Origin of the sequence: Sinomicrobium weinanense (assembly GCF_018863395.1) — a bacterium.
GTDB lineage: Bacteria > Bacteroidota > Bacteroidia > Flavobacteriales > Flavobacteriaceae > Sinomicrobium > Sinomicrobium weinanense.
Genome location: NZ_JAHKRR010000012.1, coordinates 1 through 20,596, shown reverse-complemented (window position 1 = coordinate 20,596; position 20,596 = coordinate 1). Strand labels below are relative to the sequence as shown.

Sequence of the window (20,596 nt, the reverse complement as noted above, 5' to 3'; positions counted from 1 at the left end):
AATGAATAACAACACCAGAAAAAAATTAGGCATCATCGGGGGAATGGGCTCCAGGGCCGGGGCCAATTTTTTGCAAAAGGTCATTGACCTGTGTCCTGCGCGTACCGACCAGGAATTCGTAGAGATCTTTATGCATAGCAACCCCAATGTCCCGGACCGTACCCGTGCCATTGTACATGGAGAGGCCTGTCCCCTGGAGGAAATACTTCGGTCCGTAAAGGTGATGAACAACAACAATGTCGATTTTATAGTATTGACCTGCAATACATCATACTACTATTATCAAAATTTTATCCCGTATTCCAAAGCCGAAGTACTACACCCCGTTCAGATATTGAAAAAATACGTGCTGGAAAACGGATTTAAGAAAATAGGGCTTCTGGCCACCACTGGTACCATCAGGTCCGGGATCTTTTGTCGGGAACTGGGGAGCCTCGATTGCGAAGTTGTAAAACTCAGCCCCGAAGAACAGGAAAATATATTCATGGCTTCGGTCTATATGGAACACGGGCTCAAGTCGTCCGTTGTGAATGTCCGGGCTGTGGACCTGATGTACACAGCGGCCCGGATACTCATTGACAAGGGTGTTCAGTTGCTCGTAGGAGGATGCTCCGAAGTTTCGATCGCCCTGGATCAACGAAACGTGGAAGTTCCGTATGTAGACACGATGGACCTGGTAGCCAGGGAAGTGGTGGAAAGGTGTTATTACGGAAGGGATGATAAAACAGTACTGGCTGAAGCCGGATTAGGGGCTTCAGATAAAATAATACACATGGACGAGGTAAGCCTCAACAAACCTGCTTAACTATGATCTATAAGGATTTCGACATTATCGCTGGCAAACAGCTTTCGCGAACAGCTATAGTCTTTGGCGATCGCACTATAAGCTATGAAGAACTTAAAGAAAGGTCGTACCGGCTTGCCGGGGTGCTTCAGGCTGCCGGGGTGGAAAAAGGCGGGCTTACAGGCGTTATGTTACCCTCGGGTATTGATCTTGTTACCTCGCTGTTAGCGGTGTTAAGGTCCGGAGGGATCTATGTACCTATAGATACCAACTTCTCGGAAGGGAGAATGGAACAGTTATTTGAACAGACCCCGTGTAAGACCGTAATTACTTCAGAAGAAAAACTTTCGGAAGTCCGGGAACTCATAAGAGTACACAATCCCGAAGCCCGTCATCTTGTCGTACTCGGCGGGAATGGCCCGGTACTGTTAAGGTATAGCGCAGGAGAGTTCATTGAAACCGGACTGCCCGAAGCTCCGTTCAGTGAAGTGGACCTCCAGCCCGATGACAGTTGTTACATCTTTTATACTTCCGGCTCTACAGGCAGGCCCAAATCAATTCTCGGGGTTCATAAAAGCCTCCGGCATTTCATCCAATGGGAAATGGAAGAATTTTCCATAGGTGAAGGTCACAGGGTCAGCCAGCTGACGCATTTTACCTTCGATGCTTCCCTGAGGGATATCTTTGTACCTCTCTGCGCCGGGGCCACCCTTTGTATTCCGCCGCAGGAAGTCAGGGAGAATAGCGCCCTGCTTGCCGACTGGCTGGAAAAGTCGGGGATCACCCTTGTGCATGCGGTGCCTTCGCTGTTCCGGATGCTTACCAAAGAACTCTCCCGTCAACCTGCGTCCAAACGCTTCGATAATCTCCGGTATTTTTTACTTTCAGGAGAGCCCCTTTTTGCCAAAGACATTAGCAACTGGCAAAAAGCCTGCGGCGATCATGTGGAGATCGTTAACCTGTACGGCCCTTCCGAAACTACCATGATAAAAACCTTTCACCGTATAAAGGAAGTGCCTTCGTCCCCTTCGGGAAGTATTCATGCGGGGCAGCCTATTGCCAACACTTTTATAGCCATCCTTAACAAGAACAACGAGATCTGCCGGATAGGTGAAACAGGCGAGGTATATATCCGTACTCCCTACATGACCAGGGGATATTATAACAACCCGGAGCTTACAGACCAGGTTTTTGTACAAAATCCGCTGGCAAAGGATTTTAAGGATATCATCTATAAGACAGGCGACCTCGGAAGGTATCTCAAAGACAGGAATGTAGAAATACTGGGAAGAATAGACGAGCAGGTAAAGATAAATGGCATACGTATAGAACCTGGAGAGGTAAAAAAAGCGGTACTGGAACTGGACGGAATTGACGAAGCCTATGTCACGGCGCGCAGGCATTCCGATGATCTTAGTGACCTGGTCTGCTACTACATGGGAAAACCACGGGAAAGCCGCGGCATAAAAGCGGCACTAAGGGCCAAGCTGAACGATTATATGATCCCTGCTTATTTTGTACACCTGGAACACCTCCCCCTGAATACTAACGGAAAGATAAACAAAAAGGCCCTTCCCCAACCGGAAGAGATATTGTTTCGCAATACCATATACGAAGCGCCGGTGTCTCCTGTCGAAAAAGAACTGGACAAGATCTGGCAGGAAGTGCTTCAACGTGATAAGATAGGGAGAAAAGCCTCCTTTTTTGAAATGGGGGGAACCTCGCTCAAAGCTACCCAGCTGGTAGCCAGGATCTATAAGATCTTTGGAATGACCCTTTCTATCCGGGATGTTTTTCAACACCCTGTTCTCGGGGAATTGGCCCTGCTGATCGGCACCGGGGAGAAGGAAAATGGAAAAGACATCCCCCCGATCGGGAAACAGTCCGAATACGAAGTTTCCGACGGACAAAGGAGGCTATGGGTACTTACACAATTTGAAGGCGACATCTCGGCCTACAATATGCCCGGGATATTTCATTTCAGGGGAAGGCTGAACAAAGAAGCCTTGCGCCGTTCGTTTAACAGCGCTATTGAACGGCATGAGATATTGCGCACCACATTCAGCGCCGGGGACGGGCACCTTAAACAATATGTCCATACCGCAGAAGAAGCCGGTTTTGATCTGGAATATACCGACCTGAGGAAGGAAGATGACCCCCGGGGGGCGGCTCGTGAAATAGCAGATAAAGAAGCCCTGGCCGATTTCGATCTGCAATCCGGGCCGCTGCTTCGGGCAAGGCTTTTACAACTTTCGGAAGATGCCTATACGCTGGTTTTTAACATGCATCATATTATTTCCGACGGCTGGTCTGTAGAAGTACTGATCCGGGATATTCTGGCTGCTTACAAGGCCTTTTGTTCCGGAGAAACTTACAAGGTAGAACCGTTAAGGATACAATATAAGGATTATGCCGCCTGGCAACGGATGGAACTTCAGGGGGAAGCACTGGAGAAACACCGCCGGTACTGGTTGACAAAATTACAGGGTAAACTTCCCGTACTCGAACTGCCCGCAGATAATCCCAGGCCTGCTGTTAAGACCTATAACGGGGCCAGTTTTGAACATACGTTCAATAATGCCCGTACGCGTGAAGTGGAAGCGTGGGCGAGCCTGAACGGGGCCAGCCTGCATATGGCCATACTTACCGCAATTTATGCCCTTTTCTACCGGTATACCGGGCAAAATGATATTATACTGGGAACACCTTCGGCAGGGCGTATCCATAAAGACCTGGAAAACCAGATAGGGTTCTACGTGAACCTGCTGGCGTTGAGAACGACCTTTGAAGGTGCTGACAGATTTAAGGACCTGCTCGAAAAGGTAAAGGAAACCACTCTTGGAGCATATGAACACCAGGTCTATCCTTTTGACCGCCTGGTAGAGGATGTAGGGGTTGCCAGGGAACTAAGCAGGTCCCCGCTTTTTGACGTAGCGGTCATACTCCATAATACCGGGCTGGAACACGAAACGGTCCGGCTTCCGGAAGGGCTGGAAGTGCAGAGGTCAGAACCCGGGGTTACAGTGAGTAAATACGATATGCAGCTCAATTTTTACAGGCTGGAAGAAGGCCTGTACCTCAACCTGGAATACAATACCGATATTTTTGAGGAAGCCCGTATGGCAAGGATGGCCGGCCACCTGGAAAAAATGATGAAGAACATGGTAGCAGACGAAACTGCTGCCATTGCCTCGGTAGATTACCTGGACAAGGCCGAAAAGGAACAGCTCGTTTATGACTGGAACAATACATTGACCCCTTTCCCGGAAGATAAGACCATGCATCGCTTGTTTGAAGAACGGGCCGCTGTAATCCCGGATCATATCGCCGTGGTACAGGGAGAAGATACCCTGACCTATGGACAGCTCAATGCCCGGGCAAACCGCCTTGCCCGTTTCCTCCTGGATCGCGGGGTTTCAAATGGTGATAATATCGCTATTATGACCGACAGGAATGTAAGCATGATCGTAGGGATGTTCGGAATATTAAAGGCAGGAGGGGCCTATGTCCCTATAGACCCTTCATACCCGGCAGACCGTCAACTGTATATTTGTGATAATTCCAAAGTAAAAGTACTGTTGTCCGACCGGTACTATGAGGTCATGGAGGAGCTTTCGGATGACATCCTTCATATTTTAATGGAGCCTGGGTGTTTCGATACCTATGAAGCCACTGATCTTGACCTGCCCAAGTCAGTCACCGACCTGGCCTATACCATTTACACCTCCGGGTCCACGGGGCGGCCCAAGGGCGTGATGATCGAACACCGTTCTGCCGTTAACCTGATAACCTGGGTAAACAATACCTATGATATAGGATACGACGACAGGCAGCTTTTTATCACCTCCATGTGTTTTGACCTGTCTGTATATGACATCTTCGGAACCCTGGCCGCCGGTGGGGCAGTGATCATGGCTACACAGGAAGAAGTCCGGGACGTACACTTGCTTAAAAAGATGATGCAGGAGCACCGCATCACCTTCTGGGATTCTGTTCCTACCACAATGAACCACCTCATCACCGGCTTAGAGGATGCTGGTGAAAATTACCTGCAACACGATCTGAAGGTCGTATTTATGAGTGGTGACTGGATACCCGTAGACCTTCCCGACCGGATCAGGAAGTTTTTCCCCGAAACCCGGGTGATCAGCCTGGGCGGGGCCACTGAAGGGACCGTGTGGTCTAACTTTTACCCGGTAGAAGGTAAGCACCGGCACTGGTCGAGTATCCCATATGGCCGTCCTTTAGCCAATAACTTTTTCTATATACTCGATGAATACCTCAACCCTGTGCCCCAGGGCGTCCGCGGAGAATTGTTCATAGGAGGTATCGGTGTGGCGCGCGGATATGCCAATGATCCCGAAAAGACCGCCAATGCCTTTGTAAAGGACCCTTTCCGGAAAGAGCTAGGGGGAATGATGTACAGGACAGGCGACTTGGGATGTATGTCGCCGGATTGGCAAATGGAATTCCTGGGCAGAAAAGACCACCAGGTAAAGATCAGGGGGTTCCGGGTGGAGATCGGAGAGGTCAATACCACACTGGCCGGGCATAGTGAGGTGAAAGAAGCCGTAGTCGTCGCCAAAGGAGAAAGGAATAATATCTTCCTAACTGCCTATTATACTGCAAAATCGGACATAGGGGCCACCGATCTCCGGAAATACATGGGAGGCTTTCTGCCGGATTATATGATCCCGTCTTATTTCGTCCAGATGGATAACTTACCCCTGAATGCCAATGGCAAGATCGATTACAAGGCATTGCCCGAACCCGAGCTTTCCGGGATGAGGGAGGACGATTATAAGGCGCCCGTAACAGCGACCGAAAAAAAACTGGGCGCCATCTGGAAAGCCATCCTGCAAGTGGACAATCCAGGTACTGACGACGATTTTTTCAGTATTGGAGGCCACTCCCTTACGGCGATGAGGGTGCTGTCCTGGATACACCGCAAATTTGGGGTACAGCTGGATCTCCGTACCATGTTCATACATCCTACTATCAGTACCCTTGCGGCTGTTATAGATGCTTCCGTCCGGCGATCCAATGCTATAGATCGGGCACCTCAAAGCGAATATTACGAACTCTCTCACGCTCAAAAACGGCTGTGGCTCGCACACCAGTCCGAAGAAAAACAAACTACCTATAATATCCCTTTGGCCCTTGAGCTCAGAGGAGCACTCCATGTCGACGCCCTGGTTGAAGCCTTCCGCCTGCTTGTCGATCGGCATGAGATACTTCGTACCGTCTTTGTTATACACGAGGGCAGGCCATATCAGAAAGTGATGGAAAGCGATGAAACCACTTTTAAGGCAGATCACATAGACCTGTCGGAAGAAGCAGACAGGGATGTCCAGGCAGCCAACTATGCCAATGCAGAAGTGGTTTGTCCCTTTGACCTGGAAAACGGCCCCCTGTTGCGGGTAAAACTCATTCACCTGGAAAGGGAAAATCACCTTTTGCTGCTTACCATACACCATATTGTTTCCGATGCCTGGTCCCTGGGGATCATGGTCAACGAACTTATGCAATGTTATGAGGCATTTCAAAATAACCGGCAACCGGAACTCCCCGCTCTCGACATACAGTATAAAGACTATGCCCATTGGCATAACAGCAGGTTGGCCGGAGAATATTCGAAACAACACCGGGATTACTGGACCGGCAAGTTCGGCGGAGAACTCCTCAGGCTTGAACTTCCCGTTGATTTCAACAGGCCGTTGACCAGGACCTTTAACGGAAATGTTCACGAATGGCGCTTTTCCGACGAGGTCACCAGTGGTTTGAAGCAACTTGCAGGAGAAAATGAAGCGAGCCTCCACATGCTGTTTACAGCCGCGGTCAATGCCCTTTTGCACCGCTGTACCGGGCAGGATGATATTATTGTCGGGATACTGGTATCCGGGAGGGGGCATCATCAACTCGAGGATCAACTGGGCTTCTATGTCAATACGCTTCCGTTACGGATGCAGTTTACTGGCGAAACCTCGTTTAAGGCACTTATTGCCCGGGCCAAAAGCATATTGATGGAGGCTTTTGAACACCAGGAATATCCTTTTGACAAGTTGGTGGATGACCTCCAGGTGCCCAGGGACAAGAGCAGGAACCCTTTATTTGATGTAATGGTAGAATACCAGAACACAGATACACGCAACTTACGCCAGGAAGAGGGGCCATTGAGCATTACAGGCTACAAAACGGATAATAAGGTCAGCAAATACGACCTGTCTTACCGGTTTTTTGAAGACAATGGAAATATAAGGCTGCTCCTGGAATACAACACCGATCTTTTCAGGGAAGGGACGATAGCAGCTATGGCAGAGCGAATGGAAACCCTCCTGAAAGCTGTATGCCATTGCAGTGACACCAAAATAGCAGATATCGGTCTTGGGGAACAGGATGTATTTATCGGGGCCGATACAGAAAAAAGCATAGAAGGATCTTTTGATTTTGAATTTTAAGAATGGGGAGAACAATAGATAAAATACGTTTTACAGGAAGCCATTACCTTCCGTATTTTGAATTCTGGCAGCAATTTTTGCCGCAATTCGAGGAAGGCTTCGTTTTCTGCCAGTATCATACCCCGAGGCTGTTTTCAGGGGAGGAACGGGGCGAACTTATATTCACGCTGGGAGACCCCACAGCCCGGAAACTCATAAAATTGTCCAAAGGCAATGATGTTGGCCTCCTTACCATCCTTGGGTTGGGGTGGAGTATTTTGCTTGGCAGGTACACCGGCCGGGACTGTGTTACGGTATGGACCCCCTTGTTCAAAGCCGCTTTCAACGGAGAAGTATTTTGCAATGAAGTCCCCTTGTGTATACAGATATGTCCTTCATTATCGGTAAAGGACCATCTCAACCGGTTCAAAGAAGTACTCTCCGGGGCATACCGGTACCAGAATTTTCCCCTAGACCTGCTCCCGGTTAGCGGTGTTGTGCCTTACCGTACCAATGTTGCCCTGTCCTTCGATGGATTGCACACGGAAATGCCCAAAAAAGGCCTGCCCGACATGGCTTTTACCGTCACCCGGCAGGGAGAGGCCATAGACATAACACTTTGTTATAACCGATCTTATTTCGACCCGGATTTTGTGAACAGGATACCGGGACATTGCAAGAAACTTTTTTCCTCCTTTGGGGAGGTGGAAACACCTGTAGGTGCGATAGATATTCTTGGGGATGAGGAAAAACAACTGTTACTCGACGGTTTAAGCCCTGTAATGCCTCGTTGGGCTTCGGGAAAGCCCCATGCTTTTGTGGATCTTTTTGAAAAACTGTCGACCCTTTCTCCCGGGTCCGGGGCCCTGGTCTTTAAAGATACGGTAATGCATTACGGAGAACTGAACGAAAAGGCCAACCAGCTTGCAGGGTACCTGAAAAGAGAACACAATGTAGGCCCCGGGCAATGTATAGCCGTTCTGATGCCCAGGTCCCCGTATTTGATTGTAGCATTGCTCGGTATCCTCAAGACCGGGGCAGCTTTCCTGCCTATCGCTGCAAACAGCCCCAGGGCATATGTGAAGCAAGTCCTGGAAGATGCCGGTGCAGATCTGATGATCGCCGGGGAAGAGTGGACAGATGTTTCTTCAACTCCCATTGCGGACCTGGAAAAGATATCCTTATCGGAAGAAGAAACCACCAATATGGCTACAGAAGGCGCTCCTTCAGACTTCGCCTATGTGATCTACACTTCGGGGTCTACCGGGAAACCAAAGGGGGTGGAAGTTGGGTTGGATAATTTTCACCATTATGTCGCCTGGGCCAACACTTATTACTTTAACGGGCAGGATCGATATGATTTCCCGTTGTTCACTCCTGTTTCCTTCGACCTGACCATTACCTGTATTTTCACCACACTTTCAAGGGGGGACTGCCTTTATATATACGATGAAGAAACGGAGATAACCGATATTCTTCGCGATATCTTTAACCCCGAAACCCCGGTTAATACAGTAAAGCTGACCCCTTCGCATATCAGTTTGATGAAATATACAGGACTGGAATACACCAACGTAAAAACGGTCATCACCGGCGGGGAGGCGTTAAACCCTTCCCAGGTAGAACTCTTACAACGGCTGAATGATCAACTGCATATCTATAATGAGTACGGCCCTACCGAAACTACCGTGGGCTGTACGGTAAAACATATAAAACATCCGCAGGATATCACCATAGGAAGGCCCATTGCCAATACTTCGGTTTACCTGTTGGATGCCGAACATCGCCTGTTGCCTTTGGGAATGACCGGCGAAATAGCCGTAGGCGGGGCAGGGGTGGCGCAGGGATACCGGAAGCAAAAGGAACTGACCGCCCAAAAATTTATAGATAACCCCTTTATGGATGGAGACAGGCTCTACCTTACCGGGGATACGGGGCAGTGGCTCCCCAACGGGGAACTTCAGTACCTGGGCCGCAACGATGACCAGGTGAAGATAAGGGGGAACCGGGTAGAAACAGGGGAAATTGAAAATATGCTGCGGGAATACCCCGAAATGGATGAGGTCTTTGTCGCAGCCATAAAAGATAAGGAAGGAAGCAGTTCGCTCGCAGCTTACTATAAGGCAGCGAAAGTACTGGACAGGGAACTTCTCCGGGCCTTTTTGCTGGAACAGCTTCCGGAATATAAGGTCCCTGCTCTCTTTGTACAGCTAAAAAACTTTCCGTTGACCCCTAATGGAAAGATAGATACCAGAGCCCTGGAAAGATCAAGGTCCGGTCCCGGGGAAATTTACGAAGCCCCAGAAAATGAAATGGAAGTTGTAATTGCCGGGGTATGGGCAGAGGTCCTGGGACATGACAGGATAAGTGTTAACGATGATTTTTTTACGATAGGGGGGGACTCTGTCAAAGCCATACAGGTCTCTTCGCAACTTCACAGGATGGGCTGGCAGGTTCAGGTAAAGGATATTCTACGCCACAACACCGTCAGAGAGCTTGCCGGGCGTATCCGGAAAACTAAAGAACATAACAGCCGGGAGGCGGTTACGGGAATAGTTCCCCTGACCCCGATACAGCGGGAATTTTTTTCGGAAGAAAAGAAGTTCAGGGACCACTTTAACTTTGCCCTGATGTTCAGGTCGGCCTCTGGCTTTGACGAAAATATGGTAAGGGAGGTTTTTGAAAAACTACAGGAACATCACGATGCCCTGAGGATGACCTTCCGGTACAACGGCGAAGGGATAGAGCAGTATAACCACACTGTGGATTTTCCTTTTTATTGTGAAAAACACGACTTAAGGGCACTCGATGCCCCTTACGAAGCCCTTCAGCAAGAGGCGTATAAAATACAACAAAGCCTCGATCTCACTACCGGGCCCCTGATGAAACTCGGCCTGTTCCGTGTGCCCGATGGGGACCGCTTGCTTGTAGTGATCCATCACCTGGTCATGGACGTGGTTTCCTGGCGTATTCTCTTTGAAGACATAGAAACCCTCTGCCGGCAATATACTTCCGGAAGTACGTTTCAACTGCCTCCCAAAACCACCGCCTTTAAACACTGGGCCGAAACCCTGGTAGATCATGCCAACAGCCCCGGGTTTATAAACAGTGAATTGCCGTACTGGCAGCGTATATCCCGGCTGGATATTCCCGCCATCCCGAGAGATTACGAGGCAGAGGGTTTATTGGTCAAAGACGGGGAAAAATGCATTGTTAAGGTAGAACGGCAAAAAACGCGTCACCTGTTCTACGAAACGGGCAAACAATGGAAAGCAGAAGTCAACGACCTTTTGATCACTGCCCTTGCCCTCGCGGTGAGAGATACATTTTCAATAACTCCCGTTTTACTGGAACTGGAAGGGCATGGACGTGAGGAGATCGTTGAAAATATCAATCTCACCCGCACGGTGGGATACTTTACCACCACTTACCCGGTAGTACTTTCATGGAGCGCAGATGATCTCAGGGAACAGGTTAGGGAGACCAGGGAACAGCTCCGGGAAGTACCGTCCAGGGGCATAGGATACGGCCTGCTGAAATACCTGAATAAGGACGGTCTTTTGCATACCGAAAACCTGAAGCCCCGGCTGTGCTTTAATTACTTTGGACAATTTGACGAGGATGTAGACCGCTTTTCCCTTGATTTTGCACAGGAACCGGTCGGGCCGACTCAAAACCCGTTCGAATTCAGGCATAATTACGATTTCTATGTGACGGCTTTCGTGGAAAATAAAGAACTTACCCTGCGTATAGAATACAGCGATAAGCAATATCGAAAGGAAACCGTACAGCGCCTGGCAGAGGCTTTTAAGTATGGTCTTGAAGCCATGGTGTCTGAAACAATTGTCGATAAAAGAGAAGAATTAATTAATAATCCCAATAGTATAGGATAATGTATTTGTTAAAAGTATTCCATACCCGTTCCAGGTTTTTCTACACGGCCCTGTTGCTCCTCGGGATCATCAACAGTGTAACCTACAGTTTTTTGTTGCTGTTTGTCAACAAAACCATTTCAGGGGAACCCATACCCTTATTCCCGGAATACGACTGGGCGATCTTTTCGGGCCTGTTACTTATTTCCATAGTATCTACCAAGATATTCCAGTCCTATATCGTAAAGCTCACCCAGGACATACTTTACGATTATGAGCTCAATCTACTGGAAAAACTGCGTGTTACCGCTTATTTTGATTTTCAGAAACTGGGTTCGCAGCGAGTGTATACGGCCATAAATGATGTTCGTGTATTAAGTATAGCGCCCGAAGTACTCGTTATTATCATCAATTCTGTGGTCGTTATTTTGTGTGCGCTGGCCTATATGTGCTGGGTTTCTCCCCTTGGCGGCCTTGCCATGATCGGGATTATGATAGGAGTATTGGCCTTTTATGTACTTCGCAATAACCGGATCAGGAAAGATATCAATAAGGTGCGCGACCTTCAGGATAGTTATTACAAGTACCTGCAAGACCTCCTGAACGGGTTTAAGGAGATAAAAATGAGTATTACCAGGAATAATACCCTTTTCGGAAAATTCCTGAAGGTGAACAGGATTACCGCCAAAAGCCTGGGCAAGAGGGCTGCAATGCAATATCTCGACAACGAACTCATTGGCCGTTATAGCTGGTACATCGCCCTGGGGCTGGTGATCTTTGTACTGCCCAGGATAACAGAAATAGGGGCCGCAGAAGTGGTTCCTTTTATCGTGGTTGTCCTTTACCTTATGGGGCCGCTTTCGGCCCTGGTAGGGATTGTTACCCATATCAATAACATTCATATCGCGGTAGACCGGATAGAAAAACTGGAAAAAGACATCAGGGCCGGTGAAAATATCCGGTTGCTGGATAGCAGTTCGCATGTACTGGATAAACATTTTAAAAGCCTTCGCTTTGAACAGATCGTCTTTGAATATTTTGATGAGAACCAGAACAAAACCTTTAAACTGGGCCCCATAGACCTTGAGATCACAGGGGGGGAGACCATCTTTATCACGGGAGGTAACGGCAGCGGCAAAAGTACTTTTGTAAACCTGCTTACCGGCCTCTATACCATAAGTGACGGGGCTATTTACTTTAATGAACACAGGATCTCCGAGGACACATTTGCAGAATACAGCAATCAGTTCTCGGCAATATTCACGAATAATTACCTCTTCGAAGAAAATTATAACGCTTTCGATATCCAGGAAGAAAATGGAGAATTGATGGAATATGTACAGATGATGAAACTTCAGGAGATCTTGCAAATCAATAAAGAACAAGGCAATATCTCCACGGCCCTGTCCAAAGGGCAAGGCAAGCGGCTGGCCATGATCTATGCCCTGATGGAGAACAGGGAGCTCATTGTTCTCGACGAATGGGCCGCAGAACAGGACCCTGTATTCCGAGCCTATTTTTATGAAGTAATACTGGCCAGGCTCAAGGCAATGGGTAAAACAGTGATAGCCGTGACGCACGATGATCACTATTTTCACCATTGCGACAGGCTATTGAAGTTCGATTACGGGAAAATATCCCACGATACAAAGATCAACCTTGCAACCAAAAGCCAGATATCTGCAATGCCCAGGTAAGCCAGGTTCTTGTAAAATAAAAAGATGATATGATGAATACATTTAAAATTATCTGTTTTCCTTATGCAGGAGGAAGTAAATATTCCTATAGGGTATTGCAAACCGTTTTCCCTTCCCATGTAGCGTTGTTCCCAATAGACTATCCCGGGCGGGGGGCAAGGATAAAGGAAAACTTAAATACCAGCCTCGAAGCCATTGCAGAAGATGCCTTTAACACCATACTCCCGGAATTGCACAAAGGGCCATATGCAATTTACGGGCATAGTATGGGCGCCCTTGTAGGTTATCTCGTTACCAGAAAGATCGTAGAGCACGGTTTGTCTGCTCCTGCGCATTTGTTCATTACCGGCAGGAGTGGCCCCGCCGCTCCAAAAAACCGGGAACCGCTTCACGGGTTACCCCGGGACCGTTTCCTGGAAAAAGTAAAAGAACTTGGCGGACTTCCCGGCGAGATTTGCGACAATGCCGATCTGATGGATTTTTTCGAGCCGGTACTCCGGGCCGACTTTAAGGCCCTTGAAACCTTTAACTATACCCCGAAGGGCCCTATAGATATCCCGGTTAGTGTTATTATAGGCCTACAGGAAAGCATTACGACCAAAGATGCCAGGGCCTGGGAGCAGGAAACCACCGCCCCTCTGGACCTCAGGCAATTTCCGGGGAACCATTTTTTTATTTTCGACCACCCCCAACACATAGCGGAATGGATGGTCCGGAAGATCAGCGGTCTACCGGTAATGAACGGGGCATGGAAATAAGTGCTAAAAGAAGATTAAAAAAACAATACGGATTTTATGTTTGACCTGGATAAGTGGGAGGAGATCTATCATACCATTAAAAAACACAAACTACGGACTTTCCTTACAGCTTTTGGGGTTTTTTGGGGCATATTGATGCTGGTTTTGCTCCTGGGAGCAGGTTCAGGTCTTGAGAACGGGGTGCTTCAAATGTTCAGTGGCATGGCCAGGAATACGCTTTACGTCTGGTCCGAAAGTACAAGCCTTCCTTACCAGGGCTTTCCCAAAGGAAGGAGTATTCAGTTTAACAATGAGGATTACAGGTTGCTCAAAAGTGAGGTGCAGGAGATCAAATACCTGGCCCCCAATCTGTTTTACGGCCCCGTAAATGTCAATTACCGGGAACAGAATAACGAATTTACCCTGAAAGGGACCCATCCCGACCTTTGGCATATTAATCCCATTATAATGACCGGGGGCCGTTTCTTTAACGTGGTCGATTATGAAGAAAGCCGTAAAGTGGCCGTAATAGGCAGCAGGGTGAAAAAACTGAATTTTGGCGATGACGACCCCATAGGAAAATACATAGAGATCGACGATATTTTTTTTCAGGTGGTAGGCGTCTTTGATACCGAGGGAGGCGGTTCTAACCGGAGGAGTTATGCCGAAAGTATTTATGTCCCGGTAACAACGCTACAGAAGGGATTTGGGCTTAAAGACCACATTTCCGACTTTGCACTCAGCCCGGTTAGCGGGGTCTCGGCCGTGGAGATAGAGAAAGAAATAAGGCAGTTCTTATCAGGCAGGCATCAGATACATCCTGACGATGAAAAAGCGATAGGTGCCCTCAATACAGGTTCGGAACTGCGGAAATTCACCAGCCTTTTTGCCGGGATAAATTTCTTTATATGGCTGGTGGGCATAGGCACTATCATAGCCGGAATAGTGGGAGTGGGAAATATTATGATGATCATTGTCAAGGAACGTACCCGCGAAATAGGGGTTAGAAAGGCTTTGGGAGCGACTCCCAGGTCCGTGGTAAGCCTTATCATTTTGGAATCTGTCGTCATTACAGGTGTTTCGGGCTATTTTGGCCTGGTTGTAGGCGTGGCCCTTGTGGAAGGGCTTAGTTATTTGCTTATCACTTACAATGTTCAGAGTGAATTTTTTGCCCATCCGGAGATCAATATGAGAGTTGCCTTTATTGCCATAGGGGTACTGGTCATTGCCGGGGTACTGGCAGGGCTTATTCCGGCGATAAATGCGGCCAGGGTGCGCCCGATAGAAGCATTGAGGGTGGAATGAAAAAAAAGGATAACAGTAAAGGAGTTTTTAATTATCAGAACCTTTAACAATTCTCGCTTATGAGTAATGTATTCAAATTTTTGACGGTGACCATTGTGATGATCATGATCGCGCTTACCGGCATGTTCCTCTATTCGAAATCGACCTCCGAAAAGGAAAATTATACCGTCGTATCCCCTTTTGTTACCGATATTGTAGACAAAGTAGTGGTGTCCGGAACCATAGTCCCTAGGAATAAGGTTGAGGTTAAACCCGATATTTCCGGGATAGTTGAGGAAATATTGGTAAAACCGGGAGATAAGGTGAAGAAAGGCGACCTGTTGGCGAGGATTACGATTGTTCCCAATCTCTCGCAATTGAGTGAGGCGGACGGAGATCTCGAACAGGCCAGGATTGATTTTGCCAGTGCAGAGCGAACGTTTAAATTACAGAAACAGCTTTTTGAAAAAGGAGTGGTTGCAGAAGACGACCTTAAGACCGCCAGGTTTGATCATGACCGGGCCCGGAAAAAACTCGAAGCGGCGAAGAAAAGGTTACAGCTGGTAAAAAAAGGGTCTCTGGGCAAATCGTATTCCGCAACCGAGGTCCGGGCTACCATTCCGGGGGTTGTTCTCTCCATACCCGTAAAGGTCGGAGGTTTTGTTATTGAAACGAATACCTATAATGAAGGAAGTACCATAATGTCTATTGCGGATATGAACGACATGCTTTTCGAAGGACAGGTAGGCGAACTGGAAGCAGGTAAACTGGAGGAAGACATGGAGCTGTTATTGTACGTAGGAGCCCTGGAAGATGTTGCGTTTAACGCCACATTGGAATTTGTGTCCCCCGAAGGAGAAAAAGAAGACGGGGTAGTGTCGTTCGAGATCAGGGCCAGGGTCTCACAATCCCCGGAACGGTTTATCCGGGCGGGATACAGCGCCAATGCCCATATTATCCTCAAGCGTGCAGATAGTGTACTGGCCGTTAAGGAACGCATTCTTAATTTCGACAAGAACGATAAACCCTACCTCATTCTGGAGAACGGAAAACAGGGAGGGGAAAGGAAATACGTGGAACTGGGAGTTTCGGACGGGATAAATATTGAAGTATCCGGAATCGGGCAGGAAGAAAAAATAAGAGCCATAGATAAAACAGAAAAATAAAGGTCACTCCGGATCAATAGGCAAACAGAGATCATGCAAAAAATATATTTAAACGTTTTGTTGTTTTTTATGCCCTTTATAACTCCCCTGATATCTGCACAACAATATATGGAATTCGGTCTTGGCCCCTCCCTGGTAAAGACGAAGGACCGTAATTTGTCCCCCCTGGTCAATCGGGGGATAGGGGTTTCAGGGCACTTTGCTTACGAAAAAAGGGATAGGCGCATAAAACAGCTTCAATTGGATATCGGCTATTCCACGCTGAACAACCGGACAAGTTCTCCGGGAAAAATAGAAGTTTTCAGTTTCGACCTGGCATATACCATGCTTTTTCCCCTGCACCTGCCGTCCGGTAAAGCAGAGTTGTTTGTTGGAGGGACCTTCGATGTTTTTGGCAATGCACGTACGCATCTCCATTATGAGAACAACGAATTGAGTTACGAATTCGGAAGCTCACTTGCCGTTAGTGGCCAACTCGATTATCCGGTATGGGCCAACGATCGCCGGTTATTGTTGTCCTATCGGTTGTCATTACCGTTTGTCAGTTATCTCATCCGCCCGGAACGGAACATCCCTTATCCCGAAAAGTATTTGGAGGACGGCACATATAACCTGGAAGATACCGGGCTGTCCGGGGCAGCATTAAGGAGTGGGCGTATAGTTACCTTTAATAAGTTCCAGGTGGTCAAATCGAGAATGTTCCTGACGTATTTTTTTAAGAAGAACCCCCATGCGCTGAGACTTGGTTATGGCTGGCATTTTTATGCTACCGAACATTCCGGAAAGGCAACTGTGGCCAAACATTCACTTTTGTGCTCAATACTTTTAAACCTGTAAGCCATGTATCGTTTTTTCTGTTTATCTGTTGTATTGGTATTGTTCGCTTCCTGTGAGAGCGTCCTTATCGACGATGAACAAACTACAGACCCCTATCAAAATTTTGATTACCTGTGGAATTATATAGACACGCATTATCCCTATCTGGATTATAAACAGGTGAACTGGGAAGAAGAACGTATAAAATACCGTTCGAAGTTATCGGATAACACCACCGAAAGGGAACTTTTTAATGTAATGCGCGATTTGCTTAACACCTTAAAAGATGGCCATATAGTCCTCCGGTCCCCTTTTGAAAATTATTATTATCCCATACCAGAGCATGAAAATTTCGATTTTTCGATAGTTGAGGAATATTATTTAGATCAGACAGTTGATGTCGATTGGCAAAAGGAGGTTTTTGTTTATGGCATTCTCGATGACGATATAGGCTATGTTTACTATCGTTCCTTTAATAGAAGCGCTAGCCCGATAGACGATATTCTGAAGGCCTTCGACCACCGTGGAGTAAAAGGACTTATACTGGATATTCGCGATAATAACGGTGGTAAAAGTGCCAATGTCATACAACTGGCAGGGAGGTTTACTGCAACTGAAAAGGAAGTGGGGTATGTCCGGTTTAAAACAGATAAAGACAATTTTTCAGAGCCATTGCGCATTTATGTACATCCTACAGGATATCGCTGGAACAAACCGGTAATGCTTTTAACCAACAGGGGGATTTACAGTGCCGGAAGTTATTTTTCCGAGGTAATGCGCCAGCTCGATGGGGTAACCCTTGTCGGCACTGTCACGGGAGGTGGAGGAGGCATGCCTAATGAAAACGAATTGCCCAACGGCTGGTTTTTCAGGGTTCCAGTAAATGCTTTTTACGGTAAGGAAGGTTTCAATATAGAAAATGGGGTCCCGCCCGATATCTACCAGGAAATGAATATGGAAAACAATGCTGAAGGGCAGGACGGCATTATAGAAAGGGCAAAGAAGGAACTCGAAGAATTGGTCGATTAAATACGGTTGCCCCGAAGTAACAAAAGTATAGTATATGAGAGTGTATTTTTCTGAAATTCAGAAGCCAATGAACAATAGATGTTTTGATCAATACCTGGACTTAATGCCCACCACTTTGAAAGAAAAGATACTTCGGTACAGGAACTGGCGGGACGCTCACTGTTCTTTATTGGGAAAACTATTGCTCCTTGACGCATTGAAGGACACGGGGTATGGAAAATTGTGTCTTACAGAACTAAAATACAATGTGTTCGGCAAACCCTTCTTCGACGAAAATATAGATTTTAATATATCCCATTCCGGGAATTTCGTGGTTTGTGTATTGACACGGGATGCTAATATCGGGATTGACATCGAAGAGATGAAACCCGTGGACAAAACCCATTTCGAAAGCTGTTGGACTACCGAGGAATATGAAAAGATCTACACTGACGACCGGGAGGACTATGATACGTTTTACAATTACTGGACAAAAAAGGAAGCCATTGCAAAAGCCATAGGAAAAGGATTGAGTTTGCCAATGACCTCCATCAGTGTAGCAGGTGACAGGGGAATAGTAACAGATCACGGGAAGTGGTATTTGAAGCAATTGACGTTTGCCGATAATTATGTCTCCCATATGGCGTGTAATAAAAAATGGGAGGGACAGATACCCGTGATCCGGAAGGAGTATTAGTTCGTGTAATTAATAAACGCAAATAGTCAACTTTTACGAACCGCTAAAATAGTATTCACGTTAAATAAAAACATTTTGTGATGGAATCAATGAAAACATTAAAAGGGTTAATGAATACTTCAGCCATTTCTGTCAATCTGGATGAGGTAAAACCGGTCACCTTAACACATTTATCTTGCTCAAACGGTTCTGTACCCATGTTTAAGGGGAATAAAGCGCTACCCCTGGTATCTTGGATCAGGGATAATTTACAAAGTGTACAGCAGGCATTTGAGACACATCACGCATTATTGTTCAGAGGGTTTAACTTGGACAGCAAAGAAGCCTTTATACAGGTAACAAAGCAATTCTCGTTACCGTTGTTAGATTATAACGAACCTTCTACTCCCAGAAGTAAGGTTTCCGATAAGGTATACACTTCGACTGAGTATCCGAAAGAACAATCCATCCCTCAGCATAACGAACATTCATATACGACAAACTGGCCAAAAAGGATCTGGTTTTATTGTAAAAAGGAAGCAGAGAAAGGAGGGGAAACCCCTATAGCTGATAGCCGTTTGATATTTCAGCAGATAGATCAAGCCATTAAAGAGGAGTTCAGTAAAAAGGGGGTATTATACGTGAGAAATTATAGTGATAAATTAGATCTTCCGTGGCAGCATGTATTTCAAACAGAAGACCCTTCAGTGCTTGAAAAACAATTAAAGGCAAAAGGGATTGATTTTAAATGGAAAGAAGATGGAAGCCTGTGTACAAAACAACAGGCACAAGTAACACTGGAACATCCCGATACAGAAGAATCGGTTTGGTTCAATCAGGCGCATTTGTTCCATGTATCCAATCTGCAAAATGAAATTAAGGAATATTTGATCGATACGTATGGAATAGATAACGTACCCCGCAATACTTATTTTGGTGATGGGTCGCCCATACCGGAATCGTATTTGGAGCATATCAGGGAAGTATACCGGAACAATGAACTTGTATTTTCCTGGGAAGAGGGGGATGTACTGATGTTGGATAACATAATGTATTCGCATGGTAGAAATCCGTTTGAAGGAGATCGGGAGATCTTAGTTGCTATGGCAGACCCGATGCACCTGGAAGAGGCTTCCAATGGTGCAAATGCTAACCAGGTTATTAAAGAGACCAGGCAAAATACGGCTGAGTTTTTTGTAAAAAAAGCTAATGGCTCCGTCCCTAATGATCAATTGAAATATCGTTTGGCCGCTTCTTATAGAATGATGGTATCCGAACAGTTGGATGAAGGCGGGATCAGTGGGCATATTTCGTTAAGGGTTCCCGGTAATCCCGGTCTTTTCTGGGTAAATCCTTTCGGGCTTTTAGCGGAAGATGTAAAACCGGATAATTTGATCATGGTCGATAAAAAAGGAAATGTTGTAGAAGGAGATCATCCTGTGAATGTCGCTGGTTTTTGTATTCATGCCGCTATTCACGAAGCGCATCCCGAAATAAACTGTATTGCACACACCCATTCTCCATGGGGTACATTATTTAGTGCATTGAATAAAAAGATCCTTCCTCTTGATCAGAACTGCTGTATGTTCTTTGAAGATCATGCCCTTTATAGCCAGTATAATGGAGCGGTCACTGATGCAGAGGACGCCCAGAGAATTTCCAAAGCATTGGGAAATAATCATAGTATTATTCTACAAAACCACGGGACAATTACATGCGGTGCAACATTAGAAGGAGCTATCATCAGAATGATAGCTATTGAACGGGCTTACCGACTTAATTTCTTAGCTCAGCAAGTAATGTCCCAGGTACAGCTTATAGATCCGGAAGTGGCAAGAAGTACGAAAGATTGGATTGGGAATGAACTTGGGTTAAAGATTGAATTTGATGCCCTTTTAAAAAAAGTAGAACGTCTTTATCCTGATCTAAAATAAAAAGAACGAACATAGTGTGTCACCCAAAATAGGCAGAATGGGTCAACCAGACTTTTGAAGGATCAATCTCAAAAGTTGGGGAAGAATTGAAGTAAAAGTCGATCTTTGCAAAAAAAGATATTGCTTTGGATAATTACCTGGACTTTATAAAACTTGTATTGCCCCCATTCATCGTAGATCATTTT

At 46.6% G+C, this 20,596-nt stretch carries 11 protein-coding genes; all 11 read left to right on the top strand.

Annotated features, from left to right (window positions below):
- Position 1: 1 nt before the first annotated feature.
- The 11 genes from KN811_RS20115 (at position 2) to KN811_RS20065 (ending at position 20,411) form a co-directional block, all read left to right on the top strand.
- On the top strand, positions 2–805 hold the full coding sequence (locus tag KN811_RS20115; protein ID WP_187964411.1) for an aspartate/glutamate racemase family protein: 804 nt from the start codon (positions 2–4) through the stop codon (positions 803–805).
- A gap of 2 nt (positions 806–807) precedes the next feature.
- A complete protein-coding gene (locus KN811_RS20110) occupies positions 808–7,242 on the top strand; it encodes an amino acid adenylation domain-containing protein (protein WP_187964410.1) in 6,435 nt (2,144 codons plus the stop codon).
- 2 nt (positions 7,243–7,244) lie between these two features.
- Positions 7,245–11,114: a non-ribosomal peptide synthetase gene (locus tag KN811_RS20105; RefSeq protein WP_187964409.1), complete on the top strand. Its 3,870-nt coding sequence runs from the start codon at positions 7,245–7,247 to the stop codon at positions 11,112–11,114.
- Entirely contained in the window at positions 11,114–12,790 is a 1,677-nt protein-coding gene (locus tag KN811_RS20100; RefSeq protein ID WP_187964408.1) for a cyclic peptide export ABC transporter, read from the top strand. Before KN811_RS20105 ends, KN811_RS20100 begins: the two co-directional genes overlap by 1 nt.
- A gap of 29 nt (positions 12,791–12,819) precedes the next feature.
- Complete coding sequence (locus tag KN811_RS20095; RefSeq protein ID WP_187964407.1) at positions 12,820–13,548, top strand: thioesterase II family protein; 729 nt, start codon at positions 12,820–12,822, stop codon at positions 13,546–13,548.
- Positions 13,549–13,584: 36 nt separating this feature from the next.
- Entirely contained in the window at positions 13,585–14,832 is a 1,248-nt protein-coding gene (locus KN811_RS20090; RefSeq protein ID WP_187964406.1) for an ABC transporter permease, read from the top strand.
- Between the two features lie 59 nt (positions 14,833–14,891).
- Complete coding sequence (locus KN811_RS20085) at positions 14,892–15,977, top strand: efflux RND transporter periplasmic adaptor subunit (protein ID WP_187964405.1); 1,086 nt, start codon at positions 14,892–14,894, stop codon at positions 15,975–15,977.
- A gap of 69 nt (positions 15,978–16,046) precedes the next feature.
- Complete coding sequence (locus KN811_RS20080) at positions 16,047–16,814, top strand: hypothetical protein (RefSeq protein WP_216334978.1); 768 nt, start codon at positions 16,047–16,049, stop codon at positions 16,812–16,814.
- A 3-nt stretch (positions 16,815–16,817) separates the two neighbouring features.
- The gene (locus tag KN811_RS20075) at positions 16,818–17,822 is read left to right on the top strand and encodes a S41 family peptidase (RefSeq protein WP_187964403.1); all 1,005 of its coding nucleotides are present in this window, start codon (positions 16,818–16,820) and stop codon (positions 17,820–17,822) included.
- A gap of 67 nt (positions 17,823–17,889) precedes the next feature.
- On the top strand, positions 17,890–18,498 hold the full coding sequence (locus tag KN811_RS20070) for a 4'-phosphopantetheinyl transferase family protein (RefSeq protein WP_187964402.1): 609 nt from the start codon (positions 17,890–17,892) through the stop codon (positions 18,496–18,498).
- A gap of 80 nt (positions 18,499–18,578) precedes the next feature.
- A complete protein-coding gene (locus tag KN811_RS20065) occupies positions 18,579–20,411 on the top strand; it encodes a TauD/TfdA family dioxygenase (protein WP_187964401.1) in 1,833 nt (610 codons plus the stop codon).
- The last annotated feature ends 185 nt before the right edge of the window (positions 20,412–20,596 follow it).

Excerpts from the sequence above, each read along its gene's own strand:
- KN811_RS20115 (WP_187964411.1), top strand. The coding sequence starts at position 2 with ATGAATAACAACACCAGAAAAAAATTAGGCATCATCGGGGGAATGGGC.
- KN811_RS20110 (WP_187964410.1), top strand. The coding sequence starts at position 808 with ATGATCTATAAGGATTTCGACATTATCGCTGGCAAACAGCTTTCGCGA.
- KN811_RS20105 (WP_187964409.1), top strand. The coding sequence starts at position 7,245 with ATGGGGAGAACAATAGATAAAATACGTTTTACAGGAAGCCATTACCTT.
- KN811_RS20100 (WP_187964408.1), top strand. The coding sequence starts at position 11,114 with ATGTATTTGTTAAAAGTATTCCATACCCGTTCCAGGTTTTTCTACACG.
- KN811_RS20095 (WP_187964407.1), top strand. The coding sequence starts at position 12,820 with ATGATGAATACATTTAAAATTATCTGTTTTCCTTATGCAGGAGGAAGT.
- KN811_RS20090 (WP_187964406.1), top strand. The coding sequence starts at position 13,585 with ATGTTTGACCTGGATAAGTGGGAGGAGATCTATCATACCATTAAAAAA.
- KN811_RS20085 (WP_187964405.1), top strand. The coding sequence starts at position 14,892 with ATGAGTAATGTATTCAAATTTTTGACGGTGACCATTGTGATGATCATG.
- KN811_RS20080 (WP_216334978.1), top strand. The coding sequence starts at position 16,047 with ATGCCCTTTATAACTCCCCTGATATCTGCACAACAATATATGGAATTC.
- KN811_RS20075 (WP_187964403.1), top strand. The coding sequence starts at position 16,818 with ATGTATCGTTTTTTCTGTTTATCTGTTGTATTGGTATTGTTCGCTTCC.
- KN811_RS20070 (WP_187964402.1), top strand. The coding sequence starts at position 17,890 with ATGAACAATAGATGTTTTGATCAATACCTGGACTTAATGCCCACCACT.
- KN811_RS20065 (WP_187964401.1), top strand. The coding sequence starts at position 18,579 with ATGGAATCAATGAAAACATTAAAAGGGTTAATGAATACTTCAGCCATT.